Source organism: Streptomyces physcomitrii (assembly GCF_012273655.1).
GTDB classification, from domain to species: domain Bacteria; phylum Actinomycetota; class Actinomycetes; order Streptomycetales; family Streptomycetaceae; genus Streptomyces; species Streptomyces physcomitrii.
The window spans coordinates 601,577-620,280 of sequence record NZ_JAAWWP010000001.1; the positions used below are offsets into that span (position 1 = coordinate 601,577).

Genomic DNA, 18,704 nt, shown 5'->3' on the forward strand with positions numbered 1-18,704 from the left:
CGGAGCCCCGGAGTCCCGGAGCCCGGCCCCGCGGGACCCGCGGGGCTTTCGGACCCGGCGGGGCCGGGCCCCGGATCCCTCAGAGGAAGGTCCTGCCCTCGCCCCGGTACGTGGGCGCGCTGCCGGTGAGGCGGCCCTCGTCCACCAGGTGCAGTTCGTCCACGTGCTCGCACAGTTCGCCCGCCTTGGCGTGCCGGAACCAGACCCGGTCGCCGATCCGCAGCCCGGCCGCCCCCGGACCGCCGAGCGGGGTCTGCACCTCGCCCGCGCCCTCGGTGGCGAGCAGCCGCAGCCCGCGCGGCCAGACCGGCACCGGCAGCCGGTCCCGGCCGGGCGGCCCGGAGGCGATCCAGCCGCCGCCGAGCACCGTGGCGTGCCGGGGCGAGGGCCGCCGGACGACCGGGAGCGCGAAGTGGGCCGCGGGCAGCGGGTGGAAGCGGGTGTAGTGGTCGAAGAGGGCGGGCGCGAACAGGCCCGATCCGGCGGCCACTTCGGTCACCGCCTCCTCGGCGGAGGTCAGTTCGAGGCTGCCGGTGCCGCCGCCGTTGACGAACTCAAGGGGTGCCACCGCGCGCACCGCGGCCACCGCCGCCGCCCGCCGCTCGTGCAGTTCGGCCGCCGAGGCGCGCTGCATGGCGCGGACGCCGAGGCGGGTCACCGGGGAGCCCGGCTGGTTGTCGCCGATGCCCGCGATCTGCCCCTCGTACGCCATCAGGCCGACCAGCGTGAAGCGCGGGTGCCGGGTGACCGCGCGGGCGAGCCGGGCGACGGCCTCGGGGCTGTGCGCGGGGGAGCGGCGGCTGCCGACGTGCAGGCGCCCGGCGGCGAGCCGCAGCGAGGCGTCGAGTTCCAGGCAGACCCGGATCGGCGGGCCGCCCGGGGAGCCGAGCGCGGCAGCGGTGAACTCCAGCTGGTCCGCGGAGTCGATCATCAGGGTCACCCGGGCGGCGAGCTGCTCGTCGGCGGCGAGGGCGGCGAGCGCCTGCTCGTCCGCGGTCGGGTAGCCGAGCAGGACGTCCTCGATCTCGCCGGCCAGCCACAGCGCCTCGGGCAGCGTGTACGCGAGCACCCCGGCCATGCCGTCCAGGGCGAGGGCGCCGTGCAGCACGGCCCGGGAGCGCACCGACTTGCTGGCGATCCGGATCGGTTTGCCGGCCGCCCGGCGCAGCAGGTCGGCGGCGTTGGTGCGCAGCGCGGCCAGGTCGAGCGCGGCACAGGGGGCCGGCAGGCCCGCGGTCGCGGTGGTCAGTTCGCCGAAGGAGGTGCGGCGGCGCCGGGGTGCGGAGAGGTCGGGCATGGGCTGAGGATGACCGAGAAATTGCTTCGGTTCAAGTGTCCGGGACAATTGACCTACTCAAGGTCCGGCCCCATGCTGAGTGCGTTCACGAGGCGGCCCGAGGAGGCGGCGGATGACGAGGCAGCGGCGCGAGAACGACCGGCGGGCGAAGCCGTGGCGCAACTGGGCCGGAACCGAGCAGGTCACACCCGTCCGGGCGGTGGCCCCCGGCTCCCCGGAGGAGGTCGCCGCGGCGGTGCGTGCGGCCGCCGCCGAGGGACTCGCGGTCAAGGCGATCGGCTCCGGGCACTCCTTCACCGGCGCGGCCCTCGCCCCCGGTGTGCAACTGCGGCCCGAGGGCCTCGCCGCCCTGCACGCGGCCGACCCGGAGACCGGCCTGGTCACCGTCGGCGCGGGCATGCCGCTGCACCGGCTCAATCCGCTGCTCGCCGAGCGGGGCCTGGCCCTGGAGATCCTCGGCGACATCGACCGGCAGACCGTCGCGGGCGCCGTCTCCACCGGCACCCACGGCAGCGGCACCGGCTTCGGCAGCATCTCCACCCAGATCCGCGCCCTGGAACTGGTCCTCGCCGACGGCAGCGTGGTGACCTGTTCCGCGAAGGAGCGGCCGGAGCTCTTCGCGGCGGCCCGCCTCGGCCTCGGCGCGCTCGGTGTGCTCACCAAGGTCACCCTCCAGTGCGTACCGCTCTACGCGCTGCGCGCCGTGGACAGCAAGCAGCCGCTGGACCGCGTCCTCGACGAGGTGCACCGACTCGCCGAGGAGAACGACCACTTCGAGTTCTTCTGGTTCCCGCACACCGAGACCGCGCTCACCCGCCGCTTCACCCGGCTGCCCGCCACCACCGCGCTGCGCCCGATGAGCGCCCTCACCCGCGCCGTCGACGAGAAGATCGTCACCAATATCGGCTTCGAGGCCCTGCTGCGCCTCGGCACCCGGCTGCCCGCCCTGGTCCCCGGGATCACCCGCCTCGTCTCCCGGAGCATCGGCGACCGGGACTTCACCGACCTCGCGCCCCGCGTCTTCGCCTCGGACCGCGATGTCCGCTTCCGCGAGGGCGAGTACGCCGTACCCCGCGCCGAACTCGTCCCCGTACTGCGGGAGTTGCAGCGCTGGCTGCGCACCCACGACGAGAAGGTGTCCTTCCCCTTCGAGGTGCGCTTCGTGCGCGCCGACGACATCTGGCTCTCGCCCGCCCATGAACGCGACGTCGCCTATGTGGCCTTCCACCAGTACCACCGGATGCCGCACCAGCGGTGGTTCGGCATCTGCGAGGACGTGCTCGGCGCGGTCGGCGGGCGCCCGCACTGGGGCAAGATGCACCGCCTCGCCGCCCCCGAACTCGCCGCGCGCTACCCGCGGTTCACCGATTTCCTCGCCCTGCGCCAGGAGGTCGACCCGGGCGGACTCTTCGCCAACCCCTACCTCGACCGGGTGCTCGGCCGGGTCGGCGCCGAGGCCGGAAGGACTGGCGGATGACCGCCCCCGACGCGCGGTCCCGCAGCGCCCGCCGGGCCGTCTTCACCGCCTTCGCGGTCCAGGGGCTCACCTTCGCCTCGATCATGACCCAACTGGCCCGAATCAAGGACGACTTCGATCTCAGCGACCTCGACATCCTCGGGCTGCTCGCGGCGGTCTCGGTCACCTCGGCGCTCGGCAGCCTCGCCGCGGGCTCGCTGGCCAGGCGCCGCGGCAGCGCGCTGACCCTGCGCGCCGGGCTCACCGGGGTCTCGCTCGGCGCCGTGCTCCCCGGCTTCGCCGGATCGGTGCCCGCCCTCGTGCTCACCACCTGCGTCTACGGCTTCTTCGTCGGCGCCGTCGACCCGGCGCTGAACATGCAGGGCGTCGCCGTCCAGGACCGCTACGGCCGCAGCGTCATCTCGGGCTTCCACGCGATGTGGAGCGCCGCCGCGGTGGCCGGGGCGGGCCTCGCCTCGCTGACCATCGGCCTCGGCTGGCCGCTGCCGCTCTCCCTCGGCCTGGTCTGCCTGGCCGGCCTCGCCCTCAACGCCGCCACCGGGCACCAACTCCTCGGTACAGCGGAGGGGTTGGGGCGCGATGCGGGAGCCGCCCCGGCCGCCGGTACGGACCTCGCCGCCGCCACCCCGACCGCCCTCGCACCGAACTCCACGGCCATGCAGGAGAATTCACCATCCTTCACGCCGAACTCCCGTGCTCTTGAAGGGAATTCATCGTCCTCCGCGCCGAACTTACAAGTCCCCGCCGGGAATTCACCCGCCTCCGGAGGCTCACCCGCCCCCGGATCCCGGCTCGCCGCCCGGCTGCCCTGGTGGCCCTTCCTGCTGGTCGCCGTGCCGACCTTCGCGATGTGGGTGGGGGACTCGGCCACCTCGGTGTGGAGCGGCATCTACCTCCAGGACGGCCTCGGCACCGCCGCCGAGACCGCGCCCCTCGCCTACGGCGCCTACCAGGCGGTGCTGCTCCTCGTCCGCCTGGTCGGCGACCGCCTGATCGCCCGCTTCGGCACCGCCGCCACCGTACGGATGAGCGGGGTGCTGGCAACTGTCGCGCTGGCACTGGTGGTTGCGGCGCCCTCGGTGCCGGTGGTCATCGCCGCCTTCGCGCTCCTCGGCGGCGGCCTCTCGCTGATCTCCCCGCTCTCCTTCGTCGCGGCGGCCCGCCTCGACCCGGAGAACGGCGACCGGGCCATCGCCCGGATCAACATCGCCAACTACGTGGGATATCTGGTCGCGGCCTTCGGGGTGGCCCTGGTCTCCGACGCCTGGGGCGAGCGCACCATGTTTCTCGTCCCGCTGGTGTGCGTCCTGCTGCTGCCGCTGATGGCCGCCCGCTTCGCCCCGCCCGAGGGCGACGGCTCCGCTCGGCCGGACGCCGGACTGCCCCCGCGGGCCGGGCGGTCACCGGCCCTCTGACCCGGCACCGCGGCCGCCCGGGGAGGGGCCCGGACGGCCGCGGTGCCCCGCGCTGCGCAGGCCGGGCAGAAGCGCCTGGGGTTCTGCAACTACTCGCGGAACACGCCCACTTCGTACAGCGAGTACCCGTGCCCGGTGCCCCGCTCGACCCCCTGCACCCGTACGTAGCGGGCCGTGGTCCGCTCGAACCGGGCGGTGTCCAGGCCGCCGTCGCCGGTCTCGGTGGACCACACGGTGCGCCAGGCGGTGCCGTCCTCGGAGACCTCGACGCGGTACTTCCTCGCGTGGGCCGCCTCCCAGTCGAGCGTCACCCGGCCGATCTCGCGGGGTGCGCGCAGATCGAGCCGGAGCCACTCGTCGTCGCTCCAGCGGCTGGCCCAGCGCGTGCCGGTGTCCCCGTCGACCGCCTTGTCCGGGGCGTGGCTGTGCAGCGGGTTCCACTCGGTGGAGCTGGCCGAAGTGGCCGCGTGGGCCGCCCAGTCGGTGCCTGGCCGGTGCTGCTCGGTCGCCTGCCAGGTGCCGAGATAGGACTCGGCGCCGTGGAACAGCTCGTCCACCACCCCGGCGCCGCCGACCCTGCGGATGTCCTCGATCCAGTCCGGCACCAGGCCGTAGTGCGCCCCGCCGTCGGTGTTGACGTCCCAGGTGCGCTCACCGGTGACCTGCCGGTCCAGTACCGCGCCGCCGTCGGTGCTGCGGAAGGGGTACTCCACCTTGTCCGGGGCGTCCGCGCCGCGCGGGGCGGGCCAGCCGCCGACGCCGTTCATGTCGGTGCCGTAGCCGTACCCCACGCCGTACTTCTCGCGCAGTGCCGCGGTGCGCCCGGCCTCCTTCAGGAAGCCCTCGGAGCCGTTCATGTACTGCGCGGCGAAACCGCCGAGCCGGTAGACGCGTTCGGTCCAGTCGAGGTCCATCCAGCTGTGGCTGGAGAGCACGCCCGGATACCGCTCGGCCTCCAGGATGTCCAGCGCCCGGCCCGCCGCCTTCACGCTCATATGGTCGATCTCCAGCATCATGCCGCGCCGCATCATGCCCCGCATCGCGTACTCCCCGAGCCGGGTCAGGCCCCGGGTGTTGCACTGTGCACCGGCCTGATACGCGGGGACCTTCACCCCCGCGGGCAGCTTGGCGGCGACCTCGGCGGGGGCGGCGGCGTTGCCGATCGGGTTGTCGTGCTGGGGCCCGGCGCACTTCTCGGTCGTCCAGAAGGTGCCGGTGGACAGGAACTGCCCGATGTTGACGGCGGTCCCGGTGGCCCCGGAGTCGAAGCGGACCCCGCAGAGCGCGTTGTCGAACTTGTGGCAGAGGAACATGCTGCGCACCCCGAGGTCGTACAGCTCGTCCAACCCCCGGTCGATGTCCGCCTGTTGGCACTTCGCGACGCCGAGCACCTGCTTGCAGCCGAAGGGCTCGGAGGTCTCCACACCGAGGACCACGGCGAGCTTGCCCTGCTCGATCACCTCCCGCGCCTGCCCCGCGTCGGTGACGATCCGGAACCAGCCCTTGCCCGCGCCCCCGTACATCGCGTCGATGTGGTCCTGGAGTGCGTACGTCTTGCGGGCCTGGAGGCGGATGGAGTCCATCTCGTCGCAGCCGCGGTCCTTGAAGGGGTAGACCGTGCAGATCAGCCCGTTGGTGACCAGGTCGTTGACGAGCACCCGCTGGCCGCCGCGCCAGGCCCGCTCCACCCAGGCGTAGTAGTTCTGCTGGTGGCTCAGTGAGTCATGGGCCGGCCAGTCCTTGAAGGTGGGCCAGCCGACCGGGTCGTGGTGGCCGTCCGCGCCGCCGGTGAGATTCTCGAAGAGGGCGAGCGAGCCGTCCGGATAGTGCTCGGGGCAGTCCTTGAGCGCCTCGGCCGCGCCCTGCTCGGAGAAGGTCTGCCCGCAGATCAGCCGCCCGCCGAAGCCCTCGTTCGACATCAGGTGGTTGTGCGCGTCGACGAATCCGCGCACCCTGCCCTCGGCGTCGGTGCCCCGGAAGGGCTCGCCGGTGACATTGATCCGGGAGTCCGCGGCGGGCCGGGCGGTGGGCTCCCACCAGTCGGTGTCCGGGGCGGCCGGGGAGCCGGGGGCCGCGCCGATACCGAGGGTGGCGGCGGCCGCGAGCATCGCCATCGCGGCCCTGAATCGTCCCCGGCGGCGGGGCGTTCGCGTCATGGTCCATCTCCTCCGGTCGGTTCGGCGAAGAGAGCGGGTGCGCGCGCCGGGGCCCTGCGCCACCGCCCGCCACCTGCCACAACTCACCCGTACGGAGGGGGAGTTGAGGCGGTGCGGGCGGCGGCGTGCAGACCGCGTCCGGCACTTGAGGATCGCGGCAGCCGGAAAGCGAGTCAAGAGTCCGGGACGTTTGACCTACTCGCCGCACGGAGGAATGCCCCGGCGACTCCCGCGGGCGCGCACGGCGCCCACCCGGCGGACAGGACTTGACCCCACGGGCCGGGGGCCTGAGTATTACCTCAAGTAACTGTAACCGCGTAGTATCAGGTAAATCGAGAACCGCACGACAGCGAGAACGCGGAACACACGCGAGACAGAACACACGCGAGACAGGGGGCCCGACATGGCACGCATCACCGCTCGGTCGAAGACGCGGACGCGGTCGAGGACGCAGGAGCAGTCCGGTCGGCCCGCCGTCGCCGGACGGCTGCTCGACTCGGCGGCGACCCTCTCCTACGACCCGGCCACCGAGGTCGACTGGGAGACACCGCTCGACAAGGACTTCCACGGCGCCAGCCCGGAGTGGTCCACCCTCTACGGCACCGCCTACTGGAGCGATCTCACCGACGCCCAGCGCAAGGAGCTGACCCGGCAGGAGGCCGCCTCGGTCGCCAGCACCGGCATCTGGTTCGAGATGATCCTCCAGCAGATGGTGCTCCGGGACATCTACGCCAAGGACCCCACCGACCCCAAGTTCCAGTGGGCGCTGACCGAGGTCGCCGAGGAGTGCCGCCACTCGATCATGTTCGCCCGCGGCGCCGAGAAGCTGGGCGCCCCGCCGTACCGCCCGCACCGCGTCGCCGTCGAACTCGGCCGCGCCTTCAAGACCCTGGCCTTCGGCGAGGCCGCCTACGCCGCGATCCTGGTCGCCGAGGAGGTCCTCGACGTCATGCAGCGCGACTGGATGCGCGACGAGCGGGTGGTCCCCTTCGTCCGCACCATCAACAACATCCATGTGGTCGAGGAGTCCCGCCACATGAAGTTCGCGCGCGACGAGACCCTCAAGCGCCTGGAGAACGCGGGCTGGGTACGCCGCCAGATCAACGCCTTCGTCATCGCGATCGCCTCGTACGTCATCGTCACCAGCATGGTGAACAAGAAGGTCTACCGGAACGCCGGACTCGACCAAGAGCGCGCCCTCGCCGAGGCCAGGGCCAACCAGCACCACAAGTCGATGATGCGCTCCAGCTGCTCCGGACTGATGGACTTCCTCGCCTCGGCCCGCCTGCTCACCAAGCCGGCCCTGAAGTTCTACAAGCGCGCGCACCTGATCTGAGGCGGCCCGGTCCTGATCCGGCGCGGACCCGACCCGGTCCGGATCCGACCGACGCCCGGTCCGCGCGGACGCCCGAACTGCACCGAAGCCGATCTGAACCGAACCGAAGCGAAGCGAAGCGGACGAGCCGACGCCATGACCTACGCGATCACCCAGACCTGCTGCAGCGACGCCACCTGCGTCGCCGTCTGCCCGGTCAACTGCATCCACCCCACCCCCGAGGAACGGGCCTTCGGGAGCACGGAGATGCTCTACATCGACCCCAGGTCCTGCATCGACTGCGGGGCCTGCGCGGACGCCTGCCCGGTCGACGCCGTCTTCCCGGTGGACAGCCTCTCCGGCGCGCAGCAGGAGTACGCGGAGATCAACGCCGCCTACTTCGCGGATGCCCCGGAGCCCGAACCGGCCGCCGCCGCACCGAACTTCCACGCCTGGGGCGAGCCCGTCTTCGAGCGGAACCTGCCCGCCGACTTCGGCCCGCTGCGGGTCGCCGTCGTCGGCACCGGACCGGCGGGCATGTACGCCGCCGAGGACCTGCTGCTGCACACCGACGCCGAGGTCACCCTGATCGACCGGCTCCCGGTGGCGGGCGGCCTGATCCGCTACGGGGTGGCCCCCGACCACCCCGCCACCAAGAAGGTCGGCGAGACCTTCGCGCGCTTCTACTCCCACCCCCGGGTACGGATGCACCTCGGCCTGGAGGTCGGCGGGGACCTCACCGCCGGGGAACTCGCCGCCCACCACGACGCCGTCGTCTACGCGGTCGGCGCCTCCACCGACCGCAGACTCGGCATCCCCGGCGAGGACCGGCACGGCAGCATCTCCGCCACCACCTTCGTGGCCTGGTACAACGCCCACCCGGAGGTCGCGCCGGAGGCCATCGACCTCTCCGCCTCCCGGGTCACCGTCATCGGCAACGGCAATGTCGCCCTCGACGTCGCCCGGATCCTGGTCGCCGACCCCGAGGACCTCGCGGGCACCGACATCGCCGACCACGCCCTCGCCGCCCTGCGCGCCAGCAAGGTGCGCGAGGTCGTGGTGCTCGGCCGCCGGGGCCCCGAGGAGGCCGCGTACACCCGCTCCGAACTCCTCGCCCTCAAGCACCTGCCCGGCGTCGGCCTGCTGATCGACGACCACGACCCGCGCATCGCCGCCGCCGTCGACACGGCAGGGCAGGGGGACAAGGCCGCGGCCTTGCGGGGCATCCCGCGCGCCGCCGTGGACTGGTCGGCGCCGCCGCCCGCGGGCGACCGCCGCATCGTCTTCCGCTTCCACTCCTCACCCGTGGCGATCGAGGGCGGGCAGGAGGTGGCCGCGCTGCGCGTCACCGGGGCGGCCGGGGAGACCGAGATCCCCACCGGCCTGCTGCTGCGCGCCATCGGCTACCGGGGAACGGGCGTCGCCGGGCTCCCCTTCGACGAGGCCACCGGCACCGTTCCGCACGAGAACGGCAGGGTCGCCGGCCACCCCGGCACCTACGTCGTGGGCTGGATCAAACGCGGCCCCTCCGGCGGCATCGGCGCCAACCGCACCTGCGCCGCCGAGACCGTCGGCACCCTCCTCGCCGACGCGGTGGACGGCGCCCTCCCCGCCCCCGCCCACGACGCCAAGTCCTTCGCCCGCCTCGCCCGCCGCCGCAACCGCCACCTGGTCGACGCCCGCGGCCTCGCCGCCATCCACCGCGCCGAACACACCACGGGCCTGCGCACCGGCCGCCCCCGCGTCAAACTCGCCACGGTCCCGGAACTGGTGGCCACGGCACGGAGCCCGCGGAGGTGGCTGCCGGGGTGAGGAAGCGGGCGGTCGCCACCGCCCCGCGCACACCTCACCGAACCGTCCGCACACCCCCACCGCATCGACGGGCAGCCCTCTCCGGCTGCCCGTCGCCTGTTGTGCGCGCTGCCCAGGACTCTTCCGTGTCTAGGACCCCGTCGCCCCGGACCCCGTCCCCGCGCCGGCCGCGACCCCCCAAGCCCCCTCGATCATCCGGAAGATCTCGTCCACCGCGGCCTCCGGCTCCGGTGCCTCGCGGGCCAGTGCGTAGGCGTCGACGGTGAAGCGGGCGAGGGTGCGGCAGGCCAGGGGGGTCGCCGTGCGGGCCGGGTCCGCGAGGAGGGCCGTGGCCAGGGACTCCGCGTGGCGCAGCCGCATCGACTCCTCGTATCTGCGCAGGGCGGGTGACTCGTCGATCATGTGCTGGACCGGGGCGGCTCCCTCGGCCGTGCAGTGCCGGACCAGTGCGTGGATCTCGCGGCGCAGCGCGGGGACGAGCGGCTCCCCGGGTGCCCGCTCGGTGACCGCGCGGGTGAGGGCCCGCTCGAAGTCCGCGTCCTGCTCGAACACCAGGGCCTCTTTCGAGGCGAAGTGGGAGAAGAGCGTGGTGACGGCGATATCGGCCTCGGCGGCCACCTCGCGGATGCCCACCGCCTCGTATCCGCGCTCCAGGAAGAGCCGCAGGGCGGTGTCGGCGATCTTCTGGCGGGTCGCGGCCTTCTTGCGTTCGCGGCGTCCGGTCGGCACGGTCATGCGCTTGACGCTACCAGGTAGGAAACAGTAACGGATTCGAAAAGCTAACGGTTAGTGTTATGGTGCGGCGCATGAAGAGAGTGAGCTACGCCGAGTTCGGCGGCCCCGATGTGCTGCGCCTGGTGGACGCCGAGGAGCCCCACGCGGGCCCCGGCCGGATACGTATCGCCGTCCGGGCGGCGGGCGTGAACCCCGTCGACTGGCGGCTCCGGGAGGGCCAGCGCCTCGGGGCCCATCCGGTCGAGCTGCCCGCCGGGGTCGGGCAGGACGCCGCCGGGGTGGTGGACGAGGTCGGTGCGGGCGTCGAGGGGGTGGCGGTCGGCGACCCCGTCTTCGGTGAAGGGGCCGCCACCTACGCCGAGTTCGCGGTGCTGACGGCCTGGGCCCGGATGCCCGAGGGCCTGAGCTTCGAGGAGGCCGCCGGGTACCCCTCGGTGGTGGAGACCGCGCTGCGCGTCCTCGGCCAGGTCGGGGTGCGGCCCGGGCAGACGCTGCTGGTCAGCGGGGCGGCCGGGGGTGTCGGATCGGCGGTGCTGCAGATCGCCCGGGAGCGCGGCATCGCGGTGATCGGCACCGCGGGGCCCGCCAACCAGGACTATCTGCGCGGCCTCGGCGCCCGGGCCACGACGTACGGGGAGGGCTGGGTGGAGCGGGTGCGGTGGTGGGGCCCGGTGGACGGGGCGCTCGACCTGGCCGGCGCGGGCGTGATCCGCGAACTCGTCGAGCTGACCGGGGACCCGCACAGGGTGGTCTCCATCGCCGACCTCGGCGCACCGGAGCTGGGCGTACGGTTCTCCGGCGTCGCCGGGAGCGTGCCGGACGCCCTCACCGAGGCCGCCGACCTCATCGCGCGGGGCAGGCTGCACATCCCGGTCGAGAGGTCGTACGCCCTCACGGAGGCCGCGGCGGCCCACCGCGACAGCCGGGCCGGGCATACGCGGGGGCGCCGGGTCATCGTCGTCTGAGCGGGGCGGCGGTGCCGGTGCTGTGGGGGCAGGGCGCTGTCAACTGCCGCTGATGGCGAACGAGTTGAAGTGACCCCCGAGCAACTGCCCTCGGTGACGGACGAGTTGCAGTGGTCCCGTGCAACTGCCCTCGGCGGCAAGTGAGTTGGAGCCGCCCCGCACCGCGCGCCGCGGATCTCCCGTACGCCCCGTACGCCCCGTGAGCAGGCCCCGAAAAGCCCGCACCCGGTCCGTCAGGAACGCCGTGCTCGGCGCCCCGCGGACCGGGTGCGGGCGAAGCGACGCCGCGCGCGGAAAGAGAGCGCGGGTCGGGTGTGACCGAAGGTCAGGGAAGGGCCGGTCAGCCCTTCTTGGTCTCCCAGAAGATCTTGTCGATCTGGGCGATGTAGTCCAGCGCCTTCTGGCCGGTGGCCGGGTCGGTGGAGCCCTTGGCCGTGGAGAGGGCCTTCAGGGTCTCGTTGACCAGCTGGTGCAGCTCCGGGTACTTCTCGAAGTGCGGCGGCTTGAAGTAGTCGCTCCACAGCACCGAGACGTGGTGCTTGGCGAGTTCGGCGCGCTGCTCCTTGATGACCGTGGCACGCGCCTGGAAGTGCGGGTCGTCGTTGCCGGCCATCTTTTCCTGGACGGCCTTGACGGACTCCGCCTCGATGCGGGCCTGGGCCGGGTCGTACACACCGCACGGGAGGTCGCAGTGTGCGCTGACCTTGACCTTGGGGGCGAATAGGCGGGAGAGCATGGAGCTGTCCTTCCTCGTGATCGTCTTCTCAGGTGGGACATTACTCCGTGGCAGGCGGGATTTCGCGGCCACCCCCGCGGGCTTAGGACCAAAGTCGGTGACACTGGAGCCCTGGGTCCGGGAGGAGCCGACGGGGCGTACGAAGGGACCGGGAGGATTTCTGATGCCGCAGACAGCGGAAGGGCACGAGGTCCGGGCGCTGTTCGGGCTCGCCGAGGTGGAGGGCCCGTCGATGGTGCCGACCCTGTACCAGGGGGACCAGGTGCTGGTCCGCTACGGCGCACGGGTGCGCCCCGGTCAGGTGGTGATCCTGCGTCATCCGCTCCAGCAGAACCTGCTCATCGTCAAGCGGGCGGTCGGCCGTCGTGAGGGCGGCTGGTGGGTGCTCGCGGACAATCCGGGGGCCGGGGCGGACAGCACGGACTACGGGGCGGTGCCCGCGGAGTTCGTGCTCGGCCGGGTCCTCGGGCGCTACCGCCCGCGGGGGGCGCCCGGGCCTCAGCGGCCGGGGCTGGTCTCCTGGCTGCTCTCCTCGGTGCGGCCGGTGTTCGCCGACCGCTCGGCCTCCAGGCGCTTGCGGGCGCGGTAGGCGGCGACGTTGGCGCGGGTGGCGCACCTATCGGAGCAGTAGCGGCGGGAGCGGTTGGTCGAGGTGTCCAGATAGGCGTTGCGGCAGGGGACGGCCTCGCAGATGCCGAGGCGGTCGACCCCGTGCTCGGTCAGGTGTATGGCGAGCCCCATGGCGGCGATGGCCGCGTACCCGGCGGTGGCGTTGGACGGGTGGTCGGCGAGGTGCATGTGCCACAGCGGGTTGCCCTCGTCGTCGCGGTAGTCGTGGCCGGAGATCTGCGGGCTGACCGGGAACTCCAGGAGCAGTGAGTTGAGCAGGTCGACCGCGAGGGTCTCCTCGCCGGAGTCGGCGGCCTCGAAGACGGACCGCAGCCGGGCGCGGATCGAGCGGAAGCGGGTCAGGTCGGCGTCCGTCGCGCGGCGGGCGGCGGAGGCGTTCCGGCCGAAGAGGGCGCGCACCGCGTCCACCGAGGTCAGGGTGTCCGTGCCCCGGGCCGGTTCCTCGCTGTTGACGAGACGCACGGCGTAATCCGAGTAAGAGGCCAGTTCCACTTGTAGTCCTTACGAGGGCGGTCTAAGGTCGTGCCGTGAGTGAGTAATGGGTGCACTTGCAACCAGGGTATTACGTGAGGGAGGGATTTCCCGTGACGGAGACGAGCGGGGCGGCGACGGCGGCCGACTGGCGGGCCTGGCAGGAGAGCTGGGACCGGCAGCAGGAGTGGTACCTGCCGGACCGCGAGGAGCGGTTCCGGGTGATGCTGGACATGGTCGAGGCGCTGGTCGGCCCCGCGCCCCGGGTGCTCGACCTGGCCTGCGGTACGGGAAGCATCACGGACCGCCTCCTGAAGAGGTTCCCCGAAGCGGTCAGCACCGGGGTCGACCTGGACCCCGCGCTGCTCGCGATCGCCGAGGGCACCTTCGCGGGCGACGAGCGCGTCACCTTCGTGACCGCCGACCTGAAGGACCCGCAGTGGACGGCCGCGCTGCCGTACTCCTCGTACGACGCCGTGCTGACCGCGACCGCGCTGCACTGGCTGCACAGCGGTCAGCTCGCCGCGCTCTACGGGCAGCTCGCCCCGCTGGTGCGGGAGGGCGGTGTCTTCATGAACGCCGACCACATGCCCTCCGAGGACACCCCGCGCATCAACGCCGCCGAGCGCGCGCACCGGCACGCCGCCATGGACCGGGCCAAGACCGCGGGCGCCCTGGACTGGCGCGCCTGGTGGGAGCTGGCCGCCGCGGACCCGGTGCTCGCGGAGCCCACCGCCCGGCGCTTCGCGCTCTACGGCGAGCACGCCGACGGGGACACGCCCTCGGCCGAGTGGCATGCCCGCACCCTGCGCGAGAAGGGCTTCGCGGAGGCCAGGCCCGTCTGGTGCTCGCCCTCGGACAGCCTGGTCCTCGGGCTCCGGTAAGGGCCGCGCCCCGGGTCCGGCCGGGGGAAGGCGCGAGGGGGCGGTACGCCGCACGCGTACCGCCCCCTCGGTCATCCCGGCCGGTCCTGCGCCCTCAGAGCACCTTGGACAGGAAGGACTTGGTCCGCTCGTGCCGGGGGTCGGTCAGCACCTCGCGCGGGTGGCCGGACTCGACGACCACGCCCTCGTCCATGAAGACCAGGGAGTCGCCGACCTCGCGGGCGAAGCCCATCTCGTGGGTGACCACGATCATCGTCATCCCGGACTCGGCGAGGTCGCGCATCACGTCCAGGACGTCGCCGACCAGTTCCGGGTCGAGCGCGGAGGTGGGCTCGTCGAAGAGCATCAGCTTCGGCTCCATGGCGAGCGCGCGGGCGATGGCCACCCGCTGCTGCTGGCCGCCGGAGAGCTGGGAGGGGTAGCTCTTCGCCTTGTCGCCGAGGCCCACCCGCTCCAGGAGCTGCCCGGCGCGCTCCCGGGCGGTGGCCTTGGACTCGCCCTTGACCTGGACCGGCGCCTCCGTGACGTTCTCCAGGGCCGTCATGTGCGGAAAGAGGTTGAAGCGCTGGAAGACCATGCCGATGTCGCGGCGCTGGCGGGCGACCTCGGTGTCGCGCAGCTCGTAGAGCTTCTGGCCCTTCTGCCGGTAGCCGACGAGTTCGCCGTCCACGTAGAGGCGGCCCGCGTTGATCTTCTCCAGGTGGTTGATACAGCGCAGGAAGGTCGACTTCCCGGAGCCGGAGGGGCCGATGAGGCAGAAGACCTCGCCGGTGGCCACCTCCAGGTCGATGCCCTTGAGCACCTGGACGTTTCCGAAGGACTTGTGGACGCCCTCGGCCTTCACCATGGCGGTCATGCGGAGACACCTCCCGACGGGCGGTTGGAGAGGGAGAGCATGTTCGCCTTGATCCGCTGGAGGACGGTCGGCGGCAGCGCACGGGAGGAACCGCGGGCGTAGTAGCGCTCCAGGTAGTACTGGCCGACGCTCAGGATCGAGGTCATGATCAGGTACCAGGCGGCGGCGAGGAAGAGGACCTCCACCGTGGCGCCGGAGGTCTGCCCGATGTCCTGGGCGTATTTCAGCAGCTCGTAATACTGGACGGCCGCCACCAGGGAGGTCGTCTTGAGCATGTTGATGACCTCGTTGCCGGTGGGCGGCACGATCACCCGCATCGCCTGCGGGATGATCACCCGGCGCAGGGTCTTGCCGTGGCTCATGCCCAGCGCGTGTGAGGCCTCGGTCTGGCCCTCGTCCACCGAGAGCAGTCCGGCCCGGCAGATCTCCGCCATGTACGCGGCCTCGTTGAGGCCGAGGCCGAGCAGCGCCGTCAGGAACGGCGTCATGAAGTCCGACCACTCGTCCTTGTAGACCGGACCGAGGTTGATGTAGTCGAAGACGAAGCCGAGGTTGAACCAGACGAAGAGCTGGACCAGCACCGGGGTGCCGCGGAAGAACCAGATGTAGAACCAGGCGATCGAGGAGGTCACCGGGTTGCGCGAGAGGCGCATCACGGCCAGCAGCACACCGCCCGCGATACCGATCGCCATCGAGACGAAGGTCAGGATCAGCGTCTCGCGCACACCGCGCAGGATGCGGTCGTTGAAGAAGTAGTCCGGGATGGCGCCCCAGTTGATGTCGCCCTTGGCGAAGGCCCAGACCAGCGCGGCGAGCACGGCGAGGGCTATCACGGCGGAGACGTACCGGCCGTAGTGGCGGACCGGGATGGCCTTGATGGCCTCCGGATGCGCGGCGGGTGGCGGGGCGTCCTGCGGCCCCTTCTTGTCGAGGTCAGTCACGGAAATGGCCTTTCAACGGCTCGGTGACGGATTGCTTGCGAGGGTCACTTGCCGCCGTTGACGGTGGCCGCCGTGACAGCGCCCGCCTGGACGCCCCACTTCTTGATGATCTTCTCGTACGTCTTGTCCTTGATCACCGCGTCCAGCGCGGCCACCAGGGCGTCCCGCAGCTCCTCGTTCCCCTTGGCGACCGCGATGCCGTACGGCGCCGCCTCCACCTGCTCGCCGACCAGCTCGAAGTCCTTGCCGCCGCCGGAGGTCTTCACCGCGTAGGCCGCGACCGGGAAGTCCGAGGAGCCCGCGTCGGCGCCGCCGGAGCGCAGCCGGGTCTGGGCCTGCTGGTCGTTGTCGAAGGACTCGATGGCGATCTTCTTGCCGCCGCACTTCTTCGACTCGGCCTTGGCCAGGTCGTGCGAGACGGTGCCGCGCTGGACGACGATCTTCTTGCCGCACAGGTCGGACCAGGTCTTGATCCCCTGGGTCTTGCCCTTGTTCGTATAGATCGAGACACCGGCGGAGAAGTAGTCGACGAAGTCGACGCCCGTGCCGACCTTCTTGCCGGTCTCCGAGTCGACGCCCTCCTGGCGGTCCTTGGTGTCGGTCATCGCCGACATCGCGATGTCATAGCGCTTGGAGCGCAGACCGCCGATGAGGTTGTCGAAGGTGCCGTTCTCGAATTTGAACTCCACGCCCAGTTTCTCGCCCATCGCGGCCGCGAGATCCGGGTCGAAGCCGACGGTCTTGCCGGACTCGTCCTTGAATTCCACCGGTGCGTACGCGATGTCCGAACCGACCTTGATGACGCCCTCGGAACGGATGCTCGCGGGGAGTTTCCCGGCGAGCGGCGCGGAGGAGGACTCGTTGGAGTCGCCTTCGTCGGCGCTGTTCGTCTGGTCGCCGCAGCCGGCGAGCAGGAGCGCGCCTGCGACCGCGAGCGCACTGATCGCGGTGATCCGGGTCTGCGCGGACTTCGCGGTCGTGCGACGGGTGATGCCTGCGGTCATCGTGGGTCCTCCGGCGGGGTGAGGCAGTAGCCGTGCGGTCAGGCCCGCGCGCGCCTCTGCGCGCGGCGACCGCGTGTGATGACGGCATCCTGCCATTCGGACGGAGTCATTCAGCCGCCCAGCGATGTCAAAATCGGATAACGGGCGAGCTCGTAAGCTCGTCCGCTGCGCGCGTAGAGGCCGGACCATCTACGGAAAGCGTGCGACTCCACCGGAAGATCTCCGGCTTATCTCACGATGCGGGCGAATCGCTCTGGCCTTCCGCGCCGCCGCGGGGCGTCGCCGCGCGTATCCCGCCGGGCAGGCGGATATTCGACTATGAGTCATGTCACCGAGTCACCATGGACTCGTACAAGGAGCCCTCCGTCCGGTAAGAAGGTTCCTTACACCCCTCACCCGGGGCTCAGGGCGCGTGTGCGGCGCGCCCGTCGCGCACGGACCTGTACACCACTGCATCAGGGTCCAGCGCGGTGCCCGCCCGCTCCTCAACCAGGAGTGGTCACCCTCAACCATGCAGATTTAAGGGGTAACACCAGTGGCAGCGGAGATCGTCAATCCTCGCAGCGACAGCAGTACGGCCCAGGCAGGTGCCGCCGAGCCTCTCGATGACTTCGATCCGGCGTTCGCCCTGCACCGCGGCGGCAAGATGGCCGTCCAGGCCACCGTTCCCGTGCGCGACCGGGACGACCTGTCCCTCGCCTATACGCCCGGCGTCGCGAAGGTGTGCACCGCGATCGCCGAGAAGCCGGAACTGGTCCACGACTACACCTGGAAGTCGCAGGTCGTCGCCGTGGTCACGGACGGCACCGCGGTGCTCGGCCTCGGGGACATCGGGCCGGAGGCCTCCCTCCCCGTGATGGAGGGCAAGGCCATCCTCTTCAAGCAGTTCGGCGGTGTGGACGCGGTGCCGATCGCGCTCGACACCAAGGACACCGACGAGATCATCGACACGGTGGCCCGGCTCGCGCCCTCCTTCGGCGGGATCAACCTGGAGGACATCTCGGCGCCCCGCTGCTTCGAGATCGAGCGCAAGCTCGAGGAGCGCCTCGACATCCCGGTCTTCCACGACGACCAGCACGGCACCGCGATCGTGACCCTCGCCGCCCTGCGCAACGCGGTCCGGCTCACCGGCCGCTCGCTCGGCGACCTGCGCGCGGTCATCTCCGGTTCCGGCGCCGCCGGTGTCGCGATCGCCAAGTTCCTGCTCGAGGCGGGCATCGGCGATGTCACCGTCGCGGACAGCAAGGGCGTGGTCAGCGCCGACCGCGGCGACCTCACCCCGGTCAAGCAGGAACTCGCCGCGATCACCAACAAGGCCGGACTGAGCGGCACCCTCGCGGACGCCCTCGCCGGTGCCGACGTCTTCATCGGCGTCTCCGGCGGTACGGTCCCCGAGGCCGCGGTGGCCAGCATGGCGAAGGACTCCTTCATCTTCGCCATGGCCAACCCGAACCCGGAGGTCCACCCGGACATCGCCCACAAGTACGCGGCGGTCGTCGCCACGGGCCGTTCGGACTTCCCGAACCAGATCAACAACGTGCTCGCCTTCCCGGGCATCTTCGCCGGTGCCCTCCAGGTGCGCGCCAGCCGCATCACGGAGGCGATGAAGATCGCCGCCGCCGAGGCGCTCGCCTCCGTCGTCGGCGACGAACTCTCCGCCGACTACGTCATCCCCTCGCCCTTCGACGAGCGGGTCGCCCCCGCCGTCACCGCCGCCGTCGCGGCCGCGGCCCGGGCGGAGGGCGTGGCGCGCCGCTGACTCCGGAGCCGCACTTCGGGGGGTGTGCTGTACGGGAGGGTCCTGCCGGTGGCGGGGCCCTCCCGGCGCGTTCGGGGGCAACTCGGCGGAGTACGGGGGGCTTTGGGCCGGGAGCCCGCCGTGGCACGGCGGGGACGGTCGGCCGTCCGGCGGGGGTGGCCGGCCGTGCCGTGCCGGGTGCGTGGCCGAGAGTGCGGGGGCGCGGCGCGTGTCACACCGGGTGGGCGTTCCTTCACGGCGGCGCCGGATCT

Annotated in this window: 16 protein-coding genes; 8 read left to right on the forward strand and 8 right to left on the reverse strand. The window is 71.9% G+C overall.

Annotated features, from left to right (window positions below):
- Positions 1–79: 79 nt before the first annotated feature.
- Entirely contained in the window at positions 80–1,297 is a 1,218-nt protein-coding gene (locus tag HFV08_RS02470) for an amino acid deaminase/aldolase (protein ID WP_168535309.1), read from the reverse strand.
- 112 nt (positions 1,298–1,409) lie between these two features.
- On the opposite strand from HFV08_RS02470, the gene HFV08_RS02475 reads away from it, so the two are divergent.
- Positions 1,410–2,774: a D-arabinono-1,4-lactone oxidase gene (locus tag HFV08_RS02475; protein WP_168535311.1), complete on the forward strand. Its 1,365-nt coding sequence runs from the start codon at positions 1,410–1,412 to the stop codon at positions 2,772–2,774.
- Positions 2,771–4,189: an MFS transporter gene (locus HFV08_RS02480; RefSeq protein WP_168535313.1), complete on the forward strand. Its 1,419-nt coding sequence runs from the start codon at positions 2,771–2,773 to the stop codon at positions 4,187–4,189. Before HFV08_RS02475 ends, HFV08_RS02480 begins: the two co-directional genes overlap by 4 nt.
- 89 nt (positions 4,190–4,278) lie before the next feature.
- Here the strand turns inward: HFV08_RS02480 and HFV08_RS02485 are convergent, their stop codons facing one another.
- Positions 4,279–6,303 (reverse strand): discoidin domain-containing protein, encoded by a 2,025-nt coding sequence (locus HFV08_RS02485; protein ID WP_376770552.1) that lies wholly within the window; start codon positions 6,301–6,303, stop codon positions 4,279–4,281.
- Between the two features lie 445 nt (positions 6,304–6,748).
- On the opposite strand from HFV08_RS02485, the gene HFV08_RS02490 reads away from it, so the two are divergent.
- Together HFV08_RS02490 and HFV08_RS02495 are read left to right on the forward strand one after the other, a co-directional pair.
- Positions 6,749–7,681 carry an AurF N-oxygenase family protein gene (locus HFV08_RS02490; protein ID WP_168535317.1) on the forward strand — a complete coding sequence of 311 codons (933 nt, stop codon included), beginning with the start codon at positions 6,749–6,751 and terminating at the stop codon, positions 7,679–7,681.
- Between the two features lie 135 nt (positions 7,682–7,816).
- On the forward strand, positions 7,817–9,472 hold the full coding sequence (locus HFV08_RS02495; RefSeq protein WP_168535319.1) for an FAD-dependent oxidoreductase: 1,656 nt from the start codon (positions 7,817–7,819) through the stop codon (positions 9,470–9,472).
- Positions 9,473–9,601: 129 nt separating this feature from the next.
- Here HFV08_RS02495 and HFV08_RS02500 read toward each other — a convergent pair whose 3' ends face one another.
- Positions 9,602–10,207, reverse strand: coding sequence for a TetR/AcrR family transcriptional regulator (locus HFV08_RS02500; RefSeq protein ID WP_168535321.1), 606 nt, complete (start codon positions 10,205–10,207; stop codon positions 9,602–9,604).
- 71 nt (positions 10,208–10,278) lie between these two features.
- On the opposite strand from HFV08_RS02500, the gene HFV08_RS02505 reads away from it, so the two are divergent.
- Positions 10,279–11,172, forward strand: a complete 894-nt coding sequence (locus tag HFV08_RS02505; RefSeq protein ID WP_168535323.1) for an NADP-dependent oxidoreductase — start codon at positions 10,279–10,281, stop codon at positions 11,170–11,172.
- Between the two features lie 340 nt (positions 11,173–11,512).
- On the opposite strand, the gene sodN is transcribed toward HFV08_RS02505, so the two are convergent.
- Entirely contained in the window at positions 11,513–11,908 is a 396-nt protein-coding gene (sodN, locus tag HFV08_RS02510; protein WP_040248442.1) for a superoxide dismutase, Ni, read from the reverse strand.
- 163 nt (positions 11,909–12,071) lie between these two features.
- Here sodN and sodX point away from each other — a divergent pair, with 163 nt between their 5' ends.
- Positions 12,072–12,497 carry a nickel-type superoxide dismutase maturation protease gene (gene sodX, locus HFV08_RS02515; RefSeq protein WP_040248440.1) on the forward strand — a complete coding sequence of 142 codons (426 nt, stop codon included), beginning with the start codon at positions 12,072–12,074 and terminating at the stop codon, positions 12,495–12,497.
- Here the strand turns inward: sodX and HFV08_RS02520 are convergent.
- Entirely contained in the window at positions 12,407–13,030 is a 624-nt protein-coding gene (locus HFV08_RS02520; RefSeq protein ID WP_168535325.1) for a CGNR zinc finger domain-containing protein, read from the reverse strand. The genes sodX and HFV08_RS02520 overlap by 91 nt on opposite strands.
- 92 nt (positions 13,031–13,122) lie before the next feature.
- Between HFV08_RS02520 and HFV08_RS02525 the strand changes: the two genes are divergently transcribed.
- Positions 13,123–13,893, forward strand: a complete 771-nt coding sequence (locus HFV08_RS02525; protein ID WP_168535327.1) for a class I SAM-dependent methyltransferase — start codon at positions 13,123–13,125, stop codon at positions 13,891–13,893.
- A gap of 94 nt (positions 13,894–13,987) precedes the next feature.
- Here HFV08_RS02525 and HFV08_RS02530 read toward each other — a convergent pair whose 3' ends face one another.
- From HFV08_RS02530 to HFV08_RS02540, 3 genes are read right to left on the reverse strand one after another with little or no spacing between them, the layout of a single operon-like run.
- Positions 13,988–14,749, reverse strand: coding sequence for an amino acid ABC transporter ATP-binding protein (locus HFV08_RS02530; protein WP_168535329.1), 762 nt, complete (start codon positions 14,747–14,749; stop codon positions 13,988–13,990).
- The gene (locus HFV08_RS02535) at positions 14,746–15,690 is read right to left on the reverse strand and encodes an amino acid ABC transporter permease (RefSeq protein ID WP_168535331.1); all 945 of its coding nucleotides are present in this window, start codon (positions 15,688–15,690) and stop codon (positions 14,746–14,748) included. Before HFV08_RS02535 ends, HFV08_RS02530 begins: the two co-directional genes overlap by 4 nt.
- A 44-nt stretch (positions 15,691–15,734) precedes the next feature.
- Positions 15,735–16,694 carry an ABC transporter substrate-binding protein gene (locus HFV08_RS02540; protein WP_168535333.1) on the reverse strand — a complete coding sequence of 320 codons (960 nt, stop codon included), beginning with the start codon at positions 16,692–16,694 and terminating at the stop codon, positions 15,735–15,737.
- Positions 16,695–17,229: 535 nt separating this feature from the next.
- Here HFV08_RS02540 and HFV08_RS02545 point away from each other — a divergent pair.
- On the forward strand, positions 17,230–18,453 hold the full coding sequence (locus HFV08_RS02545; protein ID WP_168535335.1) for an NAD(P)-dependent malic enzyme: 1,224 nt from the start codon (positions 17,230–17,232) through the stop codon (positions 18,451–18,453).
- Positions 18,454–18,704: the final 251 nt, after the last annotated feature.